Annotated in this window: 30 protein-coding genes; all 30 read left to right on the top strand. The window is 54.1% G+C overall.

Features of this window, described 5'->3' with window-relative positions; genetic code table 11:
* Position 1: 1 nt before the first annotated feature.
* The 30 genes from rpoC to rpsK all read left to right on the top strand — a co-directional run bounded on the left by rpoC (position 2) and on the right by rpsK (position 18,528).
* Complete coding sequence (rpoC, locus tag U5L07_04595; protein ID MDZ7831011.1) at positions 2-4,432, top strand: DNA-directed RNA polymerase subunit beta'; 4,431 nt, start codon at positions 2-4, stop codon at positions 4,430-4,432.
* A 146-nt stretch (positions 4,433-4,578) separates the two neighbouring features.
* The gene (gene rpsL, locus U5L07_04590) at positions 4,579-4,950 is read left to right on the top strand and encodes a 30S ribosomal protein S12 (GenBank protein ID MDZ7831010.1); all 372 of its coding nucleotides are present in this window, start codon (positions 4,579-4,581) and stop codon (positions 4,948-4,950) included.
* 36 nt (positions 4,951-4,986) lie between these two features.
* Positions 4,987-5,457 (top strand): 30S ribosomal protein S7, encoded by a 471-nt coding sequence (gene rpsG, locus U5L07_04585; GenBank protein MDZ7831009.1) that lies wholly within the window; start codon positions 4,987-4,989, stop codon positions 5,455-5,457.
* 167 nt (positions 5,458-5,624) lie between these two features.
* Positions 5,625-6,818, top strand: coding sequence for an elongation factor Tu (tuf, locus tag U5L07_04580; protein MDZ7831008.1), 1,194 nt, complete (start codon positions 5,625-5,627; stop codon positions 6,816-6,818).
* Positions 6,819-6,840: 22 nt separating this feature from the next.
* Positions 6,841-7,149: a 30S ribosomal protein S10 gene (rpsJ, locus tag U5L07_04575; GenBank protein ID MDZ7831007.1), complete on the top strand. Its 309-nt coding sequence runs from the start codon at positions 6,841-6,843 to the stop codon at positions 7,147-7,149.
* 19 nt (positions 7,150-7,168) lie between these two features.
* Complete coding sequence (rplC, locus tag U5L07_04570; GenBank protein MDZ7831006.1) at positions 7,169-7,792, top strand: 50S ribosomal protein L3; 624 nt, start codon at positions 7,169-7,171, stop codon at positions 7,790-7,792.
* A 38-nt stretch (positions 7,793-7,830) separates the two neighbouring features.
* On the top strand, positions 7,831-8,454 hold the full coding sequence (gene rplD, locus U5L07_04565) for a 50S ribosomal protein L4 (GenBank protein ID MDZ7831005.1): 624 nt from the start codon (positions 7,831-7,833) through the stop codon (positions 8,452-8,454).
* Positions 8,451-8,738, top strand: coding sequence for a 50S ribosomal protein L23 (rplW, locus tag U5L07_04560; protein MDZ7831004.1), 288 nt, complete (start codon positions 8,451-8,453; stop codon positions 8,736-8,738). The genes rplD and rplW overlap by 4 nt, the downstream gene beginning before the upstream one ends.
* 17 nt (positions 8,739-8,755) lie before the next feature.
* A complete protein-coding gene (gene rplB, locus U5L07_04555; protein ID MDZ7831003.1) occupies positions 8,756-9,586 on the top strand; it encodes a 50S ribosomal protein L2 in 831 nt (276 codons plus the stop codon).
* Between the two features lie 45 nt (positions 9,587-9,631).
* Positions 9,632-9,913, top strand: a complete 282-nt coding sequence (gene rpsS, locus U5L07_04550; protein ID MDZ7831002.1) for a 30S ribosomal protein S19 — start codon at positions 9,632-9,634, stop codon at positions 9,911-9,913.
* Positions 9,914-9,942: 29 nt separating this feature from the next.
* On the top strand, positions 9,943-10,275 hold the full coding sequence (rplV, locus tag U5L07_04545) for a 50S ribosomal protein L22 (GenBank protein ID MDZ7831001.1): 333 nt from the start codon (positions 9,943-9,945) through the stop codon (positions 10,273-10,275).
* A gap of 12 nt (positions 10,276-10,287) precedes the next feature.
* Positions 10,288-10,941 carry a 30S ribosomal protein S3 gene (rpsC, locus tag U5L07_04540; GenBank protein MDZ7831000.1) on the top strand — a complete coding sequence of 218 codons (654 nt, stop codon included), beginning with the start codon at positions 10,288-10,290 and terminating at the stop codon, positions 10,939-10,941.
* Between the two features lie 36 nt (positions 10,942-10,977).
* The gene (gene rplP / locus U5L07_04535; GenBank protein MDZ7830999.1) at positions 10,978-11,391 is read left to right on the top strand and encodes a 50S ribosomal protein L16; all 414 of its coding nucleotides are present in this window, start codon (positions 10,978-10,980) and stop codon (positions 11,389-11,391) included.
* Positions 11,391-11,588, top strand: coding sequence for a 50S ribosomal protein L29 (gene rpmC / locus U5L07_04530; GenBank protein ID MDZ7830998.1), 198 nt, complete (start codon positions 11,391-11,393; stop codon positions 11,586-11,588). Before rplP ends, rpmC begins: the two co-directional genes overlap by 1 nt.
* A gap of 13 nt (positions 11,589-11,601) precedes the next feature.
* Complete coding sequence (rpsQ, locus tag U5L07_04525) at positions 11,602-11,865, top strand: 30S ribosomal protein S17 (protein MDZ7830997.1); 264 nt, start codon at positions 11,602-11,604, stop codon at positions 11,863-11,865.
* Between the two features lie 19 nt (positions 11,866-11,884).
* Positions 11,885-12,253, top strand: coding sequence for a 50S ribosomal protein L14 (rplN, locus tag U5L07_04520; GenBank protein ID MDZ7830996.1), 369 nt, complete (start codon positions 11,885-11,887; stop codon positions 12,251-12,253).
* Between the two features lie 18 nt (positions 12,254-12,271).
* Positions 12,272-12,604 carry a 50S ribosomal protein L24 gene (rplX, locus tag U5L07_04515; GenBank protein MDZ7830995.1) on the top strand — a complete coding sequence of 111 codons (333 nt, stop codon included), beginning with the start codon at positions 12,272-12,274 and terminating at the stop codon, positions 12,602-12,604.
* 24 nt (positions 12,605-12,628) lie between these two features.
* The gene (gene rplE / locus U5L07_04510) at positions 12,629-13,165 is read left to right on the top strand and encodes a 50S ribosomal protein L5 (protein ID MDZ7830994.1); all 537 of its coding nucleotides are present in this window, start codon (positions 12,629-12,631) and stop codon (positions 13,163-13,165) included.
* 18 nt (positions 13,166-13,183) lie between these two features.
* Complete coding sequence (locus U5L07_04505; protein MDZ7830993.1) at positions 13,184-13,369, top strand: type Z 30S ribosomal protein S14; 186 nt, start codon at positions 13,184-13,186, stop codon at positions 13,367-13,369.
* 55 nt (positions 13,370-13,424) lie between these two features.
* A complete protein-coding gene (gene rpsH, locus U5L07_04500; protein MDZ7830992.1) occupies positions 13,425-13,823 on the top strand; it encodes a 30S ribosomal protein S8 in 399 nt (132 codons plus the stop codon).
* Positions 13,824-13,837: 14 nt separating this feature from the next.
* The gene (gene rplF, locus U5L07_04495) at positions 13,838-14,371 is read left to right on the top strand and encodes a 50S ribosomal protein L6 (protein MDZ7830991.1); all 534 of its coding nucleotides are present in this window, start codon (positions 13,838-13,840) and stop codon (positions 14,369-14,371) included.
* 46 nt (positions 14,372-14,417) lie between these two features.
* Positions 14,418-14,786, top strand: coding sequence for a 50S ribosomal protein L18 (gene rplR / locus U5L07_04490; protein MDZ7830990.1), 369 nt, complete (start codon positions 14,418-14,420; stop codon positions 14,784-14,786).
* Positions 14,787-14,807: 21 nt separating this feature from the next.
* Entirely contained in the window at positions 14,808-15,302 is a 495-nt protein-coding gene (rpsE, locus tag U5L07_04485) for a 30S ribosomal protein S5 (protein ID MDZ7830989.1), read from the top strand.
* Between the two features lie 5 nt (positions 15,303-15,307).
* On the top strand, positions 15,308-15,487 hold the full coding sequence (gene rpmD, locus U5L07_04480) for a 50S ribosomal protein L30 (protein MDZ7830988.1): 180 nt from the start codon (positions 15,308-15,310) through the stop codon (positions 15,485-15,487).
* A 1-nt stretch (position 15,488) separates the two neighbouring features.
* Complete coding sequence (gene rplO, locus U5L07_04475; GenBank protein ID MDZ7830987.1) at positions 15,489-15,929, top strand: 50S ribosomal protein L15; 441 nt, start codon at positions 15,489-15,491, stop codon at positions 15,927-15,929.
* 2 nt (positions 15,930-15,931) lie between these two features.
* Positions 15,932-17,251 (top strand): preprotein translocase subunit SecY, encoded by a 1,320-nt coding sequence (secY, locus tag U5L07_04470; protein ID MDZ7830986.1) that lies wholly within the window; start codon positions 15,932-15,934, stop codon positions 17,249-17,251.
* A gap of 96 nt (positions 17,252-17,347) precedes the next feature.
* Positions 17,348-17,566 (top strand): translation initiation factor IF-1, encoded by a 219-nt coding sequence (infA, locus tag U5L07_04465; GenBank protein MDZ7830985.1) that lies wholly within the window; start codon positions 17,348-17,350, stop codon positions 17,564-17,566.
* Positions 17,567-17,600: 34 nt separating this feature from the next.
* Positions 17,601-17,714 carry a 50S ribosomal protein L36 gene (rpmJ, locus tag U5L07_04460; GenBank protein MDZ7830984.1) on the top strand — a complete coding sequence of 38 codons (114 nt, stop codon included), beginning with the start codon at positions 17,601-17,603 and terminating at the stop codon, positions 17,712-17,714.
* Between the two features lie 13 nt (positions 17,715-17,727).
* Positions 17,728-18,111: a 30S ribosomal protein S13 gene (rpsM, locus tag U5L07_04455; GenBank protein MDZ7830983.1), complete on the top strand. Its 384-nt coding sequence runs from the start codon at positions 17,728-17,730 to the stop codon at positions 18,109-18,111.
* A gap of 24 nt (positions 18,112-18,135) precedes the next feature.
* On the top strand, positions 18,136-18,528 hold the full coding sequence (gene rpsK / locus U5L07_04450) for a 30S ribosomal protein S11 (protein ID MDZ7830982.1): 393 nt from the start codon (positions 18,136-18,138) through the stop codon (positions 18,526-18,528).
* Positions 18,529-18,619: the final 91 nt, after the last annotated feature.

Genomic DNA, 18,619 nt, shown 5'->3' with positions numbered 1-18,619 from the left:
ATTGGAAACCCTATACGATTTTTTCATCAAGCCAAAAAATCCAAGACTTTATAAAGGCGTTAAGCTTTCCCTGGCTTCCCCCGAGCTGATCCGCAGCTGGTCCTACGGGGAAATCAAAAAGCCGGAAACCATCAACTACCGGACATTTAAGCCGGAGCGGGACGGGCTTTTCTGCGCCAAAATTTTTGGCCCCACCAAGGACTATGAGTGCAACTGCGGCAAATATAAACGGATGAAACACCGCGGGGTGATCTGTGAAAAGTGCGGGGTGGAGGTCATCCAGTCCAAGGTGCGCCGGGAACGGATGGCGCATATTGATCTGGCCTGCCCGGTCACCCATATCTGGTACTTGAAGAGCCTGCCCAGTAAGATCGGCAATTTGCTGGACTTGACGCTCAAATCCCTGGAGAAGGTCATCTACTTTGACAACTACATTGTCATTGATCCCAAGGATACCGGGCTTACCCGGCTGCAGCTCCTCTCTGAGGACAAGTACCGGGAGGCACTGGAACTATATGGTAACAAGTTTGAGGCCGGCACCGGTGCCGAGGCCATCAAGGACCTTTTGAGCCGGGTGGATATTGCCGCGCTTTATAATGAGCTTCGGGAGGAACTCCAGAACACGGGCTCCGAGGCCAAGCGCAAAAAATTCGCCAAGCGCCTGAAAGTGGTGGAGGCGTTCCGCCAGTCCGGGCTGGATCCGGAATGGATGATCCTGGAGGTGATTCCGGTGCTGCCGCCCGAACTCCGGCCGCTGGTGCCCCTTGAAGGCGGCCGCTTTGCCACCTCGGATTTAAACGATTTATACCGCCGGGTGATCAACCGGAATAACCGGTTAAAGCGCCTGATGGATTTAAATGCTCCGGATATCATCGTCCGCAACGAAAAGCGGATGCTTCAGGAGTCGGTGGATGTCCTGATTGACAATGGCCGCCAGGGCCGGGTCGTCACCGGAACCAACAAGCGGCCGTTAAAATCCCTGAGCGAGACCCTCAAAGGCAAGCAGGGCCGATTCCGACAGAACCTTCTGGGCAAGCGGGTCGACTACTCGGGCCGCTCCGTTATCAGTATCGGCCCGAACCTGCGCCTGCATCAATGCGGTATTCCCAAGCAGATGGCCCTGGAGCTTTTTAAGCCCTTTATTTACCATCGGCTGGAAGAAAAGGGCATTGTCACCAATGTGAAAAGCGCCAAGAAATGGGTGGAGCAAAAAAGTCCCGAAGTCTGGGACACCCTGGACGAGGTGGTGAAGGAATACCCGGTGATGCTAAACCGGGCGCCGACCCTGCACCGGTTGGGCCTCCAGGCGTTTGAGCCGGTGCTTATCGAGGGAAAAGCCATTCAGCTCCATCCTTTGGTCTGTACCGCATTTAACGCGGACTTTGACGGCGACCAGATGGCGGTGCATCTTCCGCTGTCGCTTGAGGCGCAGATTGAATCCCGGGTGCTGATGCTGGCTTCGAATAATATTTTGTCTCCGGCCAACGGCGAGCCGATTATCGTGCCGACCCAGGATATTGTCCTGGGAATTTACTATATGACCTTCGGGGTCGCCGGGGTCCTGGGGGAAGGCATGCGGTTTTCCGACCCGGGTGAAGTCCGCTCCGCCTATGATGCGGGCAGCGTGGATATGCACGCCAAGATACAGGTGCGGATCAACCAGAAACGCTACGACACCACTGTGGGCCGGGTGCTTCTCTGGGAGCTGGTGCCTAAAGGCGAGAGCCTGGTGCTCCGGCATATCATGGTCTCTGCCAAGGAGACCGTGGAGGAGGTGGCCGATGCCATCGAGGCGGGCCAGTCCTTTAAAGCGCTCGTCCATGAGCACTCCGAGGCATTTGACAAAACCTACAACGGCGACATCGGACTGCTGGAAAAAGATGAGTTCCAGGAAATCTTTCAGCTAAGCGACCCGGATGCGGATACGGTTTTTTCTCTGAGTGAAGGGGAAGTCAGCCAGATGATCTACACCGGGGGGAAATACCATCTGTTTCAGGTCATAGAACGCCGCCCTGAAATCCCCTTTGAAACGGTCAATAAGGTTTTGAATAAAAAGGGGCTTCGGCAGCTCGTGGATTATACCTATCGGCATAAAGGCCCCAAGGCCACGGTTATCCTGGCGGACCAGCTGAAAGATATCGGCTATAAGATGGCCACCTATGGCGGACTCTCCATTGGCATTGACGATATGATCATTCCGGACAGCAAATGGGATGTCATTAATCGGGCTGAGAAGGAAGTGGCCGAGATCAACCGCCAGTACACAGAGGGGCTTATTACCCAGGGGGAAAAATACAACAAGGTGGTCGATATCTGGGCCAAGGCCACAGATGAAATCGCCGATGAAATGATGGATGCCATGCAGACGCCCCATGCCGAGCGGCCCGGAGATGACAATATCGGTGAAGTGGATAAACGGCTGGCCAGCCGGACGGCCTCCGGCGGCACTGACGTGGTGAACTCAATTTTCACCATGGCCGACTCCGGCGCCCGGGGCAGCCGGGATCAGATGCGGCAGCTTGCGGGTATGCGCGGATTGATGGCCAAGCCTTCCGGCGAGATCATTGAAACGCCGATTACCGCCAATTTTCGCGAGGGGCTTTCCGTGCTCCAATACTTCATCTCCACCCATGGCGCCCGCAAGGGGCTGGCGGATACGGCGCTTAAAACCGCCAACTCCGGCTACCTGACCCGCCGCCTGGCGGATGTGGCCCAGGATTGTACAGTGTCGGAATTTGACTGCGGCACGGTGCTTGGCATTGAAGTCGAGGCCCTGCTGGAAGGCGGCGAGGTGATTCAGCCGCTGTCTGAACGGGTGCTCGGACGCACGTCACTCGAAGATGTGGTGGATCCCTTTACCGAAGAAGTCCTGGTGAAATCCGGGGATGAAATTGATGAGTCCATCGTGGCCCGGATTAATGAATCGGGCGTGACCAGCATTAAGATCCGGTCTGCACTTACCTGCCGGACCCGAAGCGGGGTCTGCTCCAAGTGCTATGGCCGGGATCTGGCCCATGGCGGGCCGGTGGAAGTCGGCCAGACGGTCGGCATCATGGCGGCCCAGTCCATTGGCGAGCCGGGCACCCAGCTGACCATGCGGACCTTCCATATCGGCGGGACCGCCAGCCGCCGGGTGGAGCAGGCCGACATTCGCGCCCGCGTGGGCGGTACCGTGAAGTTCGGCACCCTGAACGTGGCGGTGAACTCCGAAAACCGGGCCATTGTCATGAACCGGCGCGGGGGCGAATTCTCACTCGTCTCGGATTCGGGCCGGGAGCTGGAGCGCTTTCCGGTTATCTATGGGGCGGAACTGGCGGTCAAAGACGGCGAAAAGGTGGAGCAGGGCCAGCTCCTGGCCTCCTGGGACCCGTTTACCACGCCGATTATTACGGCGGTTTCCGGAAAAGTGAAATTCGGTGACCTGGCAATCGGTAAAACTTTGCAGGAAAAAGTGGACCCCGTGACCGGCAAATCGAGTCTCACTGTGGTCGAATCCAAAGAGGCCGACGCCCGGCCCCGGATTTCCATCAAGGACAAGGAAGGCAAAACCGCCAATATTCCGGATTCCGGCGCGGCGCGCTATAATCTGCCGATGGAGACCATCCTGATGGTGGAAGAAAACGACGAGGTTAAAGCCGGCGATATCATCGGCAAACTCCCCCGGGAAACCACCAAAACCAAGGATATCACCGGTGGTCTGCCGCGGGTGGCGGAATTGTTTGAGGTCAGAAAACCCAAAGAAACCGCGTTTCTTTCCGAAATTGACGGATACGTCTCGGTGGCCAAAACCACGAAAAAAGGCAAGCAGAGGGTTACGGTCACGCCCGTGGATGCCGGGGAGAAGAGGGAATACCTCATTCCGCGGGGCCGGCATATCAATGTGTATGACGGCGATTTTGTAAAGGCCGGCGAGCAGTTGACCGGCGGCAGCCCCAATCCGCAGGATATCCTGACCATTCAGGGCGAAGTGGCCCTGGCGCGTTACCTCTTAAACGGGGTCCAGGAGGTTTACCGGCTTCAGGGCGTGCAGATTAATGACAAGCATATCGAGGTTATTATCCGGCAGATGATGCGACGGGTCCGGGTGCAGAATATCGGGGATACCGAATTTATTCCGGAAGAACAGGTTGACAAACGCCGGTTCGAAGAGGTAAACCAGGCCATTATCGAACAGGGCGGCACCCCGGCAACGGCCGAACCGCTTATTCTGGGCATTACCAAGGCTTCATTGTCAACGGACAGTTTTATCTCTGCGGCCTCGTTCCAGGAAACCACCAAGGTGCTGACCGATGCCAGCATCGAGGGCGCCTATGATGAGCTCAAAGGTTTGAAAGAGAACGTGATCATGGGCCGTCTGATTCCGGCCGGAACCGGCCGGGATGAGTACGCCGCACCGGAAATTGAAGTGGAGTCCGCACCCTATGGGGCCTAAGCGAATAAAGCGGGTCAGGATGAAAAGGCAGCAGGAATTAATGATGGGGTCGCAAAAAAGCTTGACAGGGTTGACTTCGTAGGGTAATATTAAATATTTTAACTCGGTGATAAATATTTTGTGTAGCACAGGGGTTTATTAGAATTATGCCGACAATTAATCAACTGGTTCGAAAAGGACGGAAGCGGGTGGAGCAGAAAAAGGCGGCGCCCGCGCTGCAGAGCTCACCCCAGAAACGGGGCGTGTGCGTCCGTGTGTATACGGCCACACCCAAAAAGCCGAATTCGGCTTTGCGTAAAGTGGCCAGGGTCCGCCTGACGACCGGCGTGGAAGTTTCCGCCTATATTCCCGGTATCGGGCATAACCTGCAGGAGCACTCAGTGGTGCTGGTACGCGGCGGTCGGGTCAAGGATTTGCCGGGTGTTCGCTACCATGTGGTCCGGGGCACATTGGATACCCTGGGCGTCGCGGACCGGAAGCAGGGTCGGTCCAAGTACGGCGCCAAGCGGCCCAAGTAACGATTCATATTAACCAGAGCAGATGGTGTAGAGTTTATGCCGAGACGTAGAGAAGTCGCAGAACGAAAACTGCCGCCGGATTTAAAGTATAACAGTGAGCTGGTGGCCCGGTTTATCAATTATATCATGATAGATGGCAAAAAAAGCGTCGCCCAGAATATTGTCTATGATGCGCTTGATTTTATGGCGCAGAAAAGCGGCGACGATGCGCTGAAGCTTTTTGAGCAGGCTTTGGATAACATCCGACCGCAGGTCGAGGTCAAATCCCGGCGGGTCGGCGGCTCCACCTATCAGGTACCAACTGAGATCCGCCCCAAACGCCGGACCGCCCTGGCTCTTCGTTGGATCATTGCTTATTCCAGCAAACGTTCTGAGAACTCCATGGCCCGTAAAGTGGCCGGCGAGTTGATGGATGCCTTGCAGCACCGCGGGGCCTCGGTGAAAAAGCGGGAGGATACCCACCGCATGGCAGAGGCCAACAAGGCGTTTGCCCATTACCGGTGGTAGCTGGCTGCTTTTAGTCGAATTTATTTACATATTTTTGCCCATCTGCATTCCTGAATCGGATGGGCAAAATAACTTTATAAGAATCACGGCATTGGGTGCTGAAGGAATTTTCTTTGGCGGCAATAATCGGAGGACTCCAATAGCCCTGTCAGGGGGAGGAAGTAAAGATGTCAAAGAAGAAGTTTGAGCGGACGAAGCCGCACGTAAACGTAGGGACGATCGGCCACATCGACCATGGCAAGACGACCTTGACCGCAGCGATCACCAAGCACTGCGGATTAAGGGGGCTGGCCGAGTACGTGGCGTTTGACAAGATCGACAAGGCGCCTGAGGAGAAGGCGCGGGGGATCACGATTTCCACGGCGCACGTGGAGTATCAGACGAAAACCCGGCATTATGCGCACGTGGACTGTCCGGGCCACGCGGACTATATCAAGAATATGATCACGGGTGCCGCGCAGATGGACGGGGCAATCCTGGTGGTTGGCGCAGACGACGGCCCGATGCCGCAGACGCGGGAGCACATTCTTCTGGCGCGTCAGGTGGGTGTGCCGCAGATTGTGGTATTTTTGAACAAGTGCGACATGGTGGATGACGAGGAGTTAATCGAGCTGGTGGAGCTGGAGCTTCGCGAGCTGTTGAGTTCATATGATTTTCCGGGCGATGACACGCCGATTGTCCGTGGCAGCGCATTAAAGGCGCTGGAGTCAGACGATGCGGACGGAGCGGAGACCAAGTGCATCTGGGAGCTGATGGATGCGATCGATGATTTCATTCCGGAGCCGGAGCGGGATGTGGACAAGCCCTTCCTGATGCCGGTGGAGGATGTGTTCTCGATTTCCGGCCGTGGCACGGTGGTCACGGGCCGTGTGGAGCGCGGGGTTGTCAAGGTCAACGACAAGGTGGAGATCGTGGGATTTGGCGAGACGATCAACACGACCTGCACGGGCGTTGAGATGTTCAGAAAGATTCTGGACCAAGGCCAGGCCGGAGATAACGTGGGGCTATTGCTTCGCGGGATCAAGCGAGACGATGTGGAACGTGGCCAGGTGGTTGCGGCCCCGAAATCGATCACGCCGCACACGCGGTTTGAGGCCGAGGTCTACGTCCTGAGCAAGGATGAGGGGGGTCGTCACACGCCGTTTTTCAGCGGATACCGGCCGCAGTTTTATTTCCGTACGACGGACGTGACCGGTATATTGACGCTTCCGGAAGGCGTGGAGATGGTGATGCCGGGCGATAACGTAAAGATTAAGGCGGAGCTGATCACACCGATTGCGATGGAGAAAGAGCTTCGGTTTGCGATCCGCGAAGGGGGCCGGACAGTCGGTGCCGGCGTCGTCAGTGACATCATCGAATAACACCGAGAGCTGATTTACTATGATAACGAATTCTAAAATCAGAATACGCTTGAGAGCATACGATCATAAACTGCTTGATCAATCCGCCCGGGATATTGTAGATACGGCCCGGAAAACAGGGGCAAAGATTGTGGGGCCGATTCCGCTGCCCACGCGGATTAATAAATATACCGTGCTGCGTTCACCCCATGTGAACAAAAAGTCGAGAGAGCAGTTTGAAGTCCGGACCCATAAGCGGCTGTTAGATATTCAGGATCCCACCCAGCAGACGGTGGATGCCCTGATGAAGCTTGATCTGTCGCCGGGTGTGGATGTGGATATTAAACTGTAGCGAGAATGTGGTGACGGTTATGAGTAACGGATTACTAGGTAAAAAGCTGGGCATGACCTCGGTTTTCGGCCATGACGGCCGCTATCTGCCGGTGACGGTCATTGAAGCCGGCCCCTGCACGGTCACTCAGGTTAAAACCCAGGCGACTGACGGATACAATGCCTTGCAGCTGGCTTTCGGGGATAAGAAAAAGTCCCGTGTCAACAAACCGCTGCAGGGGCATTTTGCCAAAAGCGGAGACAAGTGTTTTGCTTATGTCAGCGAGTTCCGGGTGGATAACCCCGAAGATTTTCAGCTGGGCCAGGAGATAACCCTGGATATGTTTGCCGTCGGCGACTTGGTCGAAGTCTCCGGGAAAAGTAAAGGCCGGGGGTTTTCCGGCGTAATCAAGCGGCACGGATTCCATCGGGGACCCAAGACCCACGGCAACCGAAATTATCGGCTGCCCGGCTCCATCGGAATGAGCGCCTGGCCGTCTAAGGTGGCCAAGGGCAAAAAGATGCCCGGCCGTTACGGCAACGTCCGGCAGACAGTTAAGAATCTGGAAATCGTTGATATACGGCCGGAGGAAAACCTGATTCTGGTCAAAGGCGCGGTCCCCGGCCCGGCCAGCGGCCGTATTGAAATCAAAAAACGCGGTTGAAGTTCCGTTTTTAAGAATTCGAGGAAATGAGGCAAACCATGGCTGTCCTTGAGGTCAGAAATATAGCGGGTGGCAAAGTATCAGAGGTGGAGCTGCCCGACAGCATATTCAATGTGTCCGTGAAAAAGAGCGTGCTCCACGACGTGGTCAGAAGCCAGCTGGCGGCCCGGCGGCGGGGAACCGCTGCGGTCAAGCACCGTTCGGATGTAAAGGGCTCCGGAGCCAAGATGTTCCGTCAAAAGGGCACCGGCCGGGCCCGGCGGGGCGATATCAAGAGCCCGCTGCTCAAAGGCGGCGGCGTGACCTTCGGCCCCGACCCCCGGTCCTATGCATTCAAGATTCCCAAAAAGGCCCGGCGGCTTGCGCTTAAAATGGCCATCAGCAGCAAGCTGCAGGCGGATACCCTGGTTGTGCTGGATAAGTTTGAACTGGAGCAGATAAAGACGAAGGCTGTCGCTTCCGCGATTGATTCGCTTAACCTGGAGAAGCCGCTGATTGTCATCGATAAGGCGGACAGGACGCTGGAGCTTTCCGCGCGCAATATCCCCGGTGTAAAGGTTCTGCGTGTGGACGGCTTGAATGTATATGACATTTTGAATCATCAGCACCTTGTTTTGTTGGAGCCTTCGATAAAGGAAATCGAGGGGAGGCTGGCCGCATGAGAACCTATGAGATTATAAAAGCGCCGCTTGATACGGAAAAGACAAACCTCCAGAAAGAGTTCTTCAATAAGGTCTCGTTCGAGGTGGATCCCAGAGCCAACCGGGTGGAAATCCGGAAAGCGGTTGAAAATATTTTTGACGTCAAGGTCCAGTCCGTGCACACCATGCATGTGCGGGGCAAGCTCAAACGCCGCGGCCGAATTCTCGGGCGGCGGAAGAACTGGAAAAAAGCCATTGTGACGTTGATGCCCAACAGTCGGATCAACTTTTTTGAGGGCGTTTAGGTGAGGAGACGATATAAATGGCAATAAAACGAGTAAAACCGACATCACAAGGACGCCGCTTCCAGGAGTACCCAACGTTTGAGGAGATTACCAAGAAGGAGCCGGAAAAGCACCTTTTGCGCAGGCTCACCAGATCCGGGGGAAGAAACGCGAATGGCCGGATGACCATGCGCTACCGCGGGGGCGGTCACAAACGGCAGTATCGGTTGATCGATTTTAAACGGGAAAAAGACGGGGTACCGGCCAAAGTCGCGGCCATTGAATATGATCCGAACCGGTCCGCGCGAATCGCCCTTCTCCATTATGCGGACGGGGAAAAACGCTATATTCTGGCCCCGGCCAAAGTCAAAGTGGGCGATACCCTGATGTCCGGTTCGGATGCGGAAATTCGCCCCGGCAATGCGCTTCCGCTAAGAAATATCCCGCTGGGTACCCAGATCCATAATATTGAACTGCGGGCCGGAAACGGCGGCCAGATTGTTCGAGGCGCCGGCGGCTACGCGCAGATCACCGCCAAAGAGGGGAAATATGCCACAATCCGCCTGCCCTCCGGGGAGGTCCGGATGGTGCTGCAAAGCTGCCGGGCGAGTATCGGGCAGATCGGCAATGTGGATCATGTCAATATCTCTTTGGGGAAAGCGGGGCGCACCCGGATGCTCGGCCGGCGGCCCAAAGTCCGGGGCGTTGTCAAAAACCCGGTGGATCATCCGATGGGCGGCGGTGAGGGTCGCTCCTCCGGCGGACGGCACCCCTGTACGCCGTGGGGTAAGCCCACCAAGGGCCTGCGCACCCGGAGCCGGAAGAAAAGCGATCGGCTGATCGTGAAACGACGGAAGAAAAAACGATAAATTTTAAGATTAATCGATAGCAGGAATATCAGGAGCATTTAAGGTATGCCGCGGTCAATCAAAAAGGGTCCATATATTGAACCCAAATTGTTCAGGAAGGTCAACGAAGCCCAGGCTTCCCGAAGCAGCAAGGTCATCAAGACCTGGTCCCGCCGTTCAACCATCGTTCCGGAAATGGTGGGGCTCACGCTGGCGGTGCACAACGGCAAGAAATTCGTTCCGGTCTTTATTTCGGAGAACATGGTGGGTCATAAACTCGGTGAGTTTTCCCCGTCACGGATTTTCTACGGGCATGCCGGTGACAAGAAAACGAAAATGAAACGGTAACCTTATAGATTTGGTTAGGATGTCCTAAAATGGAGGCACGGGCAACAGGCAAATATATGCGTATTTCCCCGCAGAAGGTTCGCAGCATCGTCGGGGCCGTAAAAGGCCAGCCGGTGGAGGCGGGGTTGAACCAATTGAAATTCATGCCCCAAAAGGCGTCTGGAGTTGTGGAGAAAGTTTTACGCTCGGCTGTAGCCAATGCGGATCAGCAGGGGGAAATGGATATCGATTCGCTGATGATTAAAAATATCATCGTCAATGAGGGCCCCATGCTGAAGCGGTTTCGGCCGCGCGCACGCGGGCGGGCAACCCGTATACTGAAACGAACGAGTCATATTACCGTAATCGTTGCCGAAGGGTAAAAAGGAGGAAAGTTGGGTCAGAAAGTCAATCCAATTAGCATGCGGTTGGGGATTGTCCGCACCTGGGGTTCTCGTTGGTATGCCGGCAAAGACTATCACAAATATGTTCTGGAGGACTATAAGCTTAGAACCTATTTGAAGAAGAAACTGTATCATGCCGGTGTTTCAAAGATCGAGATTGAGCGCTCCACCAAGCGGGTCAAGCTTAAGATCCACGCTGCGCGTCCCGGGATCATTATCGGAAAAAAAGGGGCAGAAATCGAAGCGTTGAAAAAAGAGCTGGAAAAGATGGTCTCCCATGAGGTGCTGGTGGACATCCAGGAGGTTCGCAAGCCGGAAATCGATGCGCAGCTGGTGGCCGAAAACGTCGCCAATCAGCTGGTCCGCCGGGTGGCCTTTCGTCGGGCCATGAAACGGGCGGTCGCTTCAGCCATGCGCTTCGGGGCCCATGGAATCAAGATCATCTGCTCCGGCCGGCTCGGTGGCGCGGAAATGGCCCGGGTGGAATGGTACAAAGAGGGCCGGATCCCTTTGCATACCCTTCGGGCGGATATTGACTACGGTTTCACCAATGCCAATACTACCTACGGCACCATTGGCGTAAAGGTCTATATCTTTAAGGGCGAGATATTAAGCGATGAGCAAATGGCCAAAGACGGCCAGTAATACGCGAGAACCAGGGATACGAGGAGAATCGGATAAATGTTAAGCCCCAAAAGAGTAAAATATCGTAAAAAACAAAAAGGCCGAATGAAAGGCAAGGCGTATAAGGGGTCACGGCTTAATTTTGGGGACTTTGGGCTTCAGGCCGTTGAGTGCGGCACAATTTCCTCAAAGCAGATTGAAGCCGCCCGTATTGCCATGACCCGTCGGGTCAAGCGGGGCGGAAAAATGTGGATTCGGATTTTTCCGGATAAACCCTTTACCAAGAAGCCGGCTGAGGTGCGGATGGGAAAAGGCAAAGGCGCCCCGGAGGGCTGGGTAGCAGTTATTAAACCCGGCCGTATCCTCTACGAGATGGAAGGCGTTTCCCGAGAACTGGCCTATGAGGCGCTGCGGCTGGCGGCGCATAAGCTCCCGATCAAAACCAAGTTTGTCGAAAGGAGCGAAATGTAATGAAGGTACAGGATATCAGAGAGCTAAGCGGTGATGAGCTGAACAAACGGCTTCAGGATACCATTGAATCCTATTTTAATCTGCGGTTCCAGCATGAAACCGGCCAACTGGAGAATCCGCGGCGACTTCGGCAGGTAAAATGCGATATTGCCCGGCTTAATACGATTAAACGGGAACGTGAACTAAACATCAGATAAACGGTATAGAGTCATGGCAGAAAAAGAAAGAGGCAGACGCAGGCAGGTGGTCGGAACGGTTCTAAGCAATAAAAATGATAAAACAGTCACGGTCCGCGTGGATCGCTATGTAATTCATCCGGTCTTTAAAAAGTATATGCGCAGACGGGGGAAATATGCGGCCCATGACGAGCAGAATACCTGCGGCGTGGGCGATCGGGTACTGATTACCGAATCACGGCCATTGAGCCGGCGCAAGCGATGGCGGGTAAGCCAGATAATTGAAAAAGCGGTCTGATGAGCAGGGGATTTGAAAAATGATACAGGCGGAGACAAGGTTGTCTGTTGCGGATAATTCGGGCGCCAAGGAGGTCAGCTGCATCAAGGTGCTGGGCGGTTCCAGGCGGCGTTATGCGAGCATCGGCGATATCATTGTGGTATCGGTCAAGCATGCCATGCCGAACTCAAAGGTCAAAAAGGGCGATGTGCTCAAAGCTGTTATTGTGCGGACCAAAAAGGAAATCCGACGGCCGGATGGCTCGTTTATCCGGTTTGATGAGAATTCAGCGGTATTAATCAATGCCCAGCGGGAGCCGATCGGAACCCGTATTTTCGGGCCCGTTGCCAGGGAACTCCGCGCGCAGCGGTTCATGAAGATTATTTCGCTGGCACCCGAGGTGCTGTAAGCGTTGGAGAAGTCCGATATGAATAAGGATAAGTGCAGGATCAAGAAAAACGATAAGGTCAAAGTGGTGGCCGGCAAGGACAAGGGAAAAATCGGCAAGGTCATCGATGTGCATCCCAATAAAAACCGTATCCTGGTCGAAAATGTCAATACGGTGAAGCGGCATACCCGGCCGAGTGATAAGAATAAGCAGGGCGGCATCATCGAAGGCGAAGCCGCAATCCACTGGTCCAACGTAATGCTGGTATGCAACAAGTGCATGGCCCCGGTTCGGATAAAAATGCATCAGCTCGAAGATGGCAAGCGGGTGCGGATCTGTCGGAAATGCAATGAAATTATCGATGCGTCGTAAGAGCGATTGCCGGAGGAATTTGCGATGTCAATAAAGGAATATTACGATAACGAGGTCGTTCCCAAGCTGACGGAGACCTTTGCCTATAAGAATCGGTTTGAAGTTCCGAAGCTTGAAAAGATCGTTCTGAACATGGGGCTTGGGGAAGCGATCCAGAATATCAAGGTCTTGGATTCCGCCCGACAGGAACTCAAAGAGATCACCGGCCAGGCCCCGGTGATTACGCGGGCGAAAAAATCCGTGGCCGCTTTTAAGGTACGGGAAGGGATGCCGATCGGATGCATGGTCACCCTGCGGCGCCGCCGGATGTATGAATTTTTTGACAGGCTGGTCAATTTTGCGCTGCCCCGGGTACGCGATTTTCGGGGTATTTCCGGAAAGGCGTTTGACGGACAGGGCAACTACACCCTGGGCATCAAGGAGCAGATCATCTTTCCGGAAATCGATTACGACAAAATCGACACCCTGAAGGGTTTAAACATCACGATCGTTACCTCGGCCAAAAACAATGAGGAAGGCAAAGAGCTGCTCAGGTTAATGGGCATGCCATTTAGAAATTAACCATCCAAGGAGGCAGGTTTGGCAAGAAAAGCGCTCAGAGAGAAGGCGGCCAAAAATCCCAAATTCTCAGTCCGGAAACATAACCGGTGCCCGATATGCGGGCGTCCGCGAGGCTATATCAGAAAATTCGGGATTTGTCGCCTCTGCTTTCGCAAGTTTGCTTCAGAGGGGCTGCTGCCGGGGGTTCAAAAGTCAAGCTGGTAGTTTAAGGCAATCGCAGTATAAGTCATAAAAAGGTCAACAGGACGGAGATAGATTCATGACAATGAGTGATCCTATCGCGGATATGCTTACCCGGATCCGCAACGGCGGCCGCGCCAAACATCCCAGCGTGGATATGCCGGGGTCGAATTTAAAAACGGCGCTGGCCAAGGTGTTAAAGGACGAAGGGTTTATCCGGAACTATAAGTTCATCAAGGATAACAAGCAGGGCATTGTCCGGGTATATTTGAAGTACGACAAAAACAATCAGCATGTTATTTACGGACTTCAACGGATGAGTAAGTCAAGCAGGCGGGTCTATGTGAACAGCAAGGAAATCAAGCCGGTTTTAAAGGGGCTCGGCATCTCTATTCTGTCTACTTCCAGGGGCGTAATGACAGACCGGCAGGCCAGAAGCGAGAAGATCGGCGGCGAGGTTCTTTGTAATATCTGGTAGGCAAGGAGAAGACCATGTCTCGAGTGGGTAAGAAACCGATTCAAATACCTGAAAAAACGAAAATAACTTATGATAACCGGGTGTTAAGCGTCCAGGGAGAGAAGGGGACGCTTTCCATGACCGTGCACCCGGATGCGGACCTGGATATCAGCGATTCCGAACTAAAGGTTCGGGTTCACCGCAATGATCAGCGGGCCAAGGCTGTTTGGGGCATGACACGGGCCTTGATTGCCAATATGGTCCACGGTGTCAGCCAGGGGTTCGAACGGGTGCTGGAAGTAAACGGCGTGGGCTACCGCGCAGAGTTAAAAGGCCAGGGGCTGGATTTTCACCTCGGGTATTCGCATCCGATTCATTTTTCGCTGCCTGAGGGCATATCCGCCAATATTGAGAAGAATGTGATTCGGTTATCCGGGATTGACAAGGAGCTTTTGGGCTATACAGCCTCCTCGATCCGGCAGCTGAGGCCGCCGGAGCCTTACAAGGGCAAGGGGGTCAAGTATGCGGAGGAAACCATCCAGCGCAAGGCCGGCAAGACCGCCAAGTAGTTAATAGAACTGATTAATCGTTTGATGCATGAAGGATTAAATACTTATGGGTTCACCACATATTAGAAAAGCGCTGCGCGCCAAGCGGAAAAAACGCATCCGCAAAAAGCTCACCGGCACCCCGGAGCGGCCGAGGCTGTGCGTTTTTCGAAGCACCAGGCACGTCTATGCCCAGATCATTGACGACACCCGGGGCATAACCCTCGCCTCCGCCTCGACCATGGAGCCGGAAATCCGTGACGGGCAGAAATTTGAAAGCAAAGTGGCGGCGGCGAATTTTATCGGCAAACGAATCGGGGAGCGGGCCTCGGAGAAAGGAATTCAGGCAGTGGTCTTTGACCGCAGCGGGTTCATGTATCACGGCCGGGTTAAGGCGGTCTCCGAAGGTGCACGCGAAGCAGGGCTTGATTTTTAAATGTAAAAAGGAGGCGTTGGCTTGCTCAAAAGGGAAACGGAAGAGAATCTATATATTGATAAAGTCGTCCATATCAGCCGGGTGGCAAAAGTCCACAAGGGCGGGCGCCGCTTCAGCTTTAGTGCTATCGTGGTGGTTGGCGACGGTCAAGGCAGCGTCGGATATGCGCTGGGCAAGGCGCATGAAGTTCCGGAGGCAATCCGCAAAGGCGTTGAAAAAGCCAAAAAGAACATGGTTGAGGTGCCGGTTATCGACGGGACCATTCCCTATGAGGTGACCGGAAAATTCGGTGCTGCCCGGGTCCTGTTAAAACCGGCTGCCCGCGGTACCGGGGTTATTGCCGGCGGGGCCGTGCGGGCGGTGCTTGAGGCGGTTGGCATTGAGAATATCCTGACCAAGTGTATCGGGACCAATAATCCGCATAACGTTGTCAAGGCCGCGGTGCAAGGATTGCAGAGCCTGCAGAGCCGGGAATCGGTTGCTGCCAAGCGCGGTTTAGAACTCGAGGAGATTTAGTACAGATGGCAGGCAAGCTTAAAATTACAATGATCAGGAGCATGAACGGGCGCCCTGAGAAGCACCGAAAAATCCTCCGAAGCATGGGATTCGGCAAACTCAACCGGACCGTTGAGCTGCCCGATAATCCGGCAACCCGCGGAATGATCGAGAAAGTACCACATATGGTAAAGGTGGAGGAATAGCATGAGACTGCATGATTTGTCGCCCGCCGACGGGGCCAGGAAAAATCGGAAACGAAAAGGCCGCGGCGTGGGTTCCGGTCTGGGCAAGACCGCCGGCCGGGGCACCAAGGGGCACAATGCCCGTTCCGGCGGAGGGACGCGCCCGGGGTTTGAAGGCGGCCAGATGCCGCTGCACCGCCGGCTGCCGAAGCGCGGGTTTAAAAATATTTTTAAAACACCCGTGGAAGTGGTCAATGTCCGTGATCTGAATCGCTTTGAAAGTGGTTCTGTGGTGGATCAGAACCTGCTGACCGAGGCCGGGCTGATCTCCCGAAAGGCCAAGCAGGTGAAGGTTTTGGGCCAGGGAAATTTGAATGTGGCGTTGACGCTGCACGTCGGCTCAGCTAGTAAAAGCGCCAGAGAAAAAATCGAAGCCGCCGGGGGCAAAGTAGAGGTTAACTAATTATGGCAGCACCAGTAACTGGGGCCGGTGTCGGCAATATCTTAAAGATTCCCGAGCTTAAGCGGCGCATTCTGATTACCTTTGGCTTTCTGGTGGTATACCGGATCGGTGTGCATATACCGACGCCGGGAGTGAATGCGGATGCTTTGGCGGAGTTTTTTGCCCGCCATCAGGACACCATATTCGGCATATTTGATATGTTTTCCGGCGGCGCATTGGAGCGTATGTCCGTGTTTGCCCTGGGCATTATGCCGTATATCAGCGCATCGATTATCCTGCAGCTATTGACGGTAGTTATTCCGCATCTGGAGCAGCTGAAAAAAGAAGGCGAGCAGGGCCGGCGCCAGATTACCAAATATACCCGTTACGGTACGGTGGTGCTTGCCTTTGTTCAGGGCTTCGGAATCAGTGTCGGACTTGAAAATATGGCTGCACCGGGGGATATGCCGGTGGTTATCGAGTCGGGCTGGGGGTTTCGGCTGCTTACCGCCATTACCCTGACCGCAGGTACGGCATTTATCATGTGGCTGGGTGAGCAGATCAGTGAGCGCGGCATCGGAAACGGGATCTCGCTGATCATTTTTGCCGGTATTGTGGCCCGGATGCCCCAGGCGATGGGCAACACTTTCCGCATGATGTCCTCTGGCGAAATGGGCGTGTTTGCGGTAGCTGTCCTGATTCTTCTGATGGTGGGGGTGATCGCGTTTATCAATTTCATGGAACAGGGGCAGCGGCGCATTCCGGTTCAGTATGCCAAGCGGGTGGTCGGCCGTCGCATGTACGGCGGACAGAGTACCCATCTGCCGCTTAAAATCAATACATCCGGGGTTATTCCCCCGATTTTCGCCTCTTCACTGATTATGTTTCCGGCCACCCTGGCCAGTTTTTTCCAGGATGTGCCCATGATGCAGAGCGTGGCCTCGGCCATGCAGCCCGGCTCGGTGATTTATGAGTTAATCTTTGTCGGATTCATCGTCTTTTTCTGCTACTTTTACACGGCCATTACCTTTAACCCGGCTGATGTGGCTGAAAATATGAAAAAATACGGCGGCTATATCCCCGGCATCCGGCCGGGCAAGCGCACTGCGGACTATATTGACAAGGTCTTAACAAGAATTACCCTGGGCGGCGCCATCTATGTATCCGCCGTCTGCGTGCTGCCTTCGGTGCTAATGACCAAATTCAATGTCCCCTTCTACTTTGGGGGAACCGCCCTGCTGATTGTCGTGGGGGTGGCCATGGACACGGTGAATCAGATCGAATCGCATCTGATTACCAGAAACTATGAAGGCTTCTTAACTACCGGCAGGGGCAAGAAATAATTTCGAAGCCCAATGATTTCAGCGGCGGGCCCGGAGAGATCGTTGAATCGGTTTGCCGCTTAAAAAACCCAAGGATATGGACAGGGAGCGTTTCTGATGGCGAAAGAGGAACCGATAAAGGTTCAGGGTACAGTAATCGAGACCTTGCCAAACGCCATGTTCAAGGTCGAACTGGAAAACAAGCACCAGATACTCGCTCATATTTCCGGCAAGATGCGGATGCATTTTATCAAGATCCTGCCGGGCGATACGGTGACCGTGGAGTTATCCCCTTATGATCTTACCCGGGGGCGGATTACCTATCGGTCCAAATAACAGAATTTTAGCTGCTTTTTTGTGAGGTCAGACAATGAGAGTCAGTGCATCGGTTAAAAAAAGATGTCGCAACTGCAAGGTCATCAGGCGAAGAGGCATCGTGTGGGTGATCTGCACGAATAAACGCCATAAACAGCGTCAGGGGTAAAAGGAGGCAGGCTTTGGCAAGAATCGCGGGAGTCGATTTACCAAAAAGAAAATCCATCTTTATCGGATTAACCTATATTTATGGCATAGGTCAGTCCACGTCGCGGGATATTTTATCTCGCCTGAATATTGATGAGAATATTTCGACCGATGATTTAACCGATTCGGATATTAATAATATACGGAAGATCATTGATGATGAGTTTAAGGTCGAGGGGGAGCTCCGTTCAGAGATCTCCATCAATATCAAACGGCTCATGGATCTGGGGTGTTATCGGGGACTGCGCCACCGCAAGTCTCTGCCGGTTCATGGACAGCGGACCTCCACCAATGCCAGGACCCGAAAAGGGCCGAAGCGATCCGCAGTTAAGAAAAAGGGCGGCGCCAAGAAAAAATAATTTTAGCGAATCAAGGGCGAAACCATGGCGAAGGTAAAAAAAGCGCGTACAAGGAAAAAGGTTAAAAAAAATATTGAGAGCGGGGTTGTCCATATTCAATCCACGTTTAACAACACCATCATAACCATTACCGATCCCAATGGAAATGTGATTTCCTGGTCCACTGCCGGGATGAACGGATTCAAGGGGTCGCGTAAAAGCACCCCGTTTGCCGCCCAGCTGGCCTCTGAAGACGCCGCGAAAAAAGCCCGGGAGCACGGCATGAAAAAGGTGGAAGTCTATGTCAAAGGCCCCGGCCCGGGACGGGAATCCGCGTTAAAAGCATTGCAGAGCGTCGGATTTACCGTGGTGATGATTAAAGACGTGACTCCGGTGCCGCATAATGGTTGCAAACCCAAAAAGCGCCGGCGGGTTTAGCGTCTCCATGCATCAGGGCCGTGATAAGCGGTTATTTGAATTTATAATTAGGCGGTTCGTGTCCGAAGGAACATCCCGGAACGACATGATG

The sequence above is a fragment of the Desulfobacterales bacterium genome (assembly GCA_034520365.1).
Taxonomy (GTDB): domain Bacteria; phylum Desulfobacterota; class Desulfobacteria; order Desulfobacterales; family Desulfosalsimonadaceae; genus M55B175.
This window is presented reverse-complemented; position numbering and strand designations above follow the sequence as displayed.

What these genes read in the sequence shown, in the direction of transcription:
- rpsL (MDZ7831010.1), top strand. Translation starts at nt 4,579, where the DNA reads ATGCCGACAATTAATCAACTGGTTCGAAAAGGACGGAAGCGGGTGGAG.
- rpsG (MDZ7831009.1), top strand. Translation starts at nt 4,987, where the DNA reads ATGCCGAGACGTAGAGAAGTCGCAGAACGAAAACTGCCGCCGGATTTA.
- tuf (MDZ7831008.1), top strand. Translation starts at nt 5,625, where the DNA reads ATGTCAAAGAAGAAGTTTGAGCGGACGAAGCCGCACGTAAACGTAGGG.
- rplC (MDZ7831006.1), top strand. Translation starts at nt 7,169, where the DNA reads ATGAGTAACGGATTACTAGGTAAAAAGCTGGGCATGACCTCGGTTTTC.
- rplD (MDZ7831005.1), top strand. Translation starts at nt 7,831, where the DNA reads ATGGCTGTCCTTGAGGTCAGAAATATAGCGGGTGGCAAAGTATCAGAG.
- rplW (MDZ7831004.1), top strand. Translation starts at nt 8,451, where the DNA reads ATGAGAACCTATGAGATTATAAAAGCGCCGCTTGATACGGAAAAGACA.
- rplB (MDZ7831003.1), top strand. Translation starts at nt 8,756, where the DNA reads ATGGCAATAAAACGAGTAAAACCGACATCACAAGGACGCCGCTTCCAG.
- rpsS (MDZ7831002.1), top strand. Translation starts at nt 9,632, where the DNA reads ATGCCGCGGTCAATCAAAAAGGGTCCATATATTGAACCCAAATTGTTC.
- rplV (MDZ7831001.1), top strand. Translation starts at nt 9,943, where the DNA reads ATGGAGGCACGGGCAACAGGCAAATATATGCGTATTTCCCCGCAGAAG.
- rplP (MDZ7830999.1), top strand. Translation starts at nt 10,978, where the DNA reads ATGTTAAGCCCCAAAAGAGTAAAATATCGTAAAAAACAAAAAGGCCGA.
- rpmC (MDZ7830998.1), top strand. Translation starts at nt 11,391, where the DNA reads ATGAAGGTACAGGATATCAGAGAGCTAAGCGGTGATGAGCTGAACAAA.
- rpsQ (MDZ7830997.1), top strand. Translation starts at nt 11,602, where the DNA reads ATGGCAGAAAAAGAAAGAGGCAGACGCAGGCAGGTGGTCGGAACGGTT.
- rplN (MDZ7830996.1), top strand. Translation starts at nt 11,885, where the DNA reads ATGATACAGGCGGAGACAAGGTTGTCTGTTGCGGATAATTCGGGCGCC.
- rplX (MDZ7830995.1), top strand. Translation starts at nt 12,272, where the DNA reads ATGAATAAGGATAAGTGCAGGATCAAGAAAAACGATAAGGTCAAAGTG.
- rplE (MDZ7830994.1), top strand. Translation starts at nt 12,629, where the DNA reads ATGTCAATAAAGGAATATTACGATAACGAGGTCGTTCCCAAGCTGACG.
- rpsH (MDZ7830992.1), top strand. Translation starts at nt 13,425, where the DNA reads ATGACAATGAGTGATCCTATCGCGGATATGCTTACCCGGATCCGCAAC.
- rplF (MDZ7830991.1), top strand. Translation starts at nt 13,838, where the DNA reads ATGTCTCGAGTGGGTAAGAAACCGATTCAAATACCTGAAAAAACGAAA.
- rplR (MDZ7830990.1), top strand. Translation starts at nt 14,418, where the DNA reads ATGGGTTCACCACATATTAGAAAAGCGCTGCGCGCCAAGCGGAAAAAA.
- rpmD (MDZ7830988.1), top strand. Translation starts at nt 15,308, where the DNA reads ATGGCAGGCAAGCTTAAAATTACAATGATCAGGAGCATGAACGGGCGC.
- rplO (MDZ7830987.1), top strand. Translation starts at nt 15,489, where the DNA reads ATGAGACTGCATGATTTGTCGCCCGCCGACGGGGCCAGGAAAAATCGG.
- secY (MDZ7830986.1), top strand. Translation starts at nt 15,932, where the DNA reads ATGGCAGCACCAGTAACTGGGGCCGGTGTCGGCAATATCTTAAAGATT.
- infA (MDZ7830985.1), top strand. Translation starts at nt 17,348, where the DNA reads ATGGCGAAAGAGGAACCGATAAAGGTTCAGGGTACAGTAATCGAGACC.
- rpmJ (MDZ7830984.1), top strand. Translation starts at nt 17,601, where the DNA reads ATGAGAGTCAGTGCATCGGTTAAAAAAAGATGTCGCAACTGCAAGGTC.
- rpsK (MDZ7830982.1), top strand. Translation starts at nt 18,136, where the DNA reads ATGGCGAAGGTAAAAAAAGCGCGTACAAGGAAAAAGGTTAAAAAAAAT.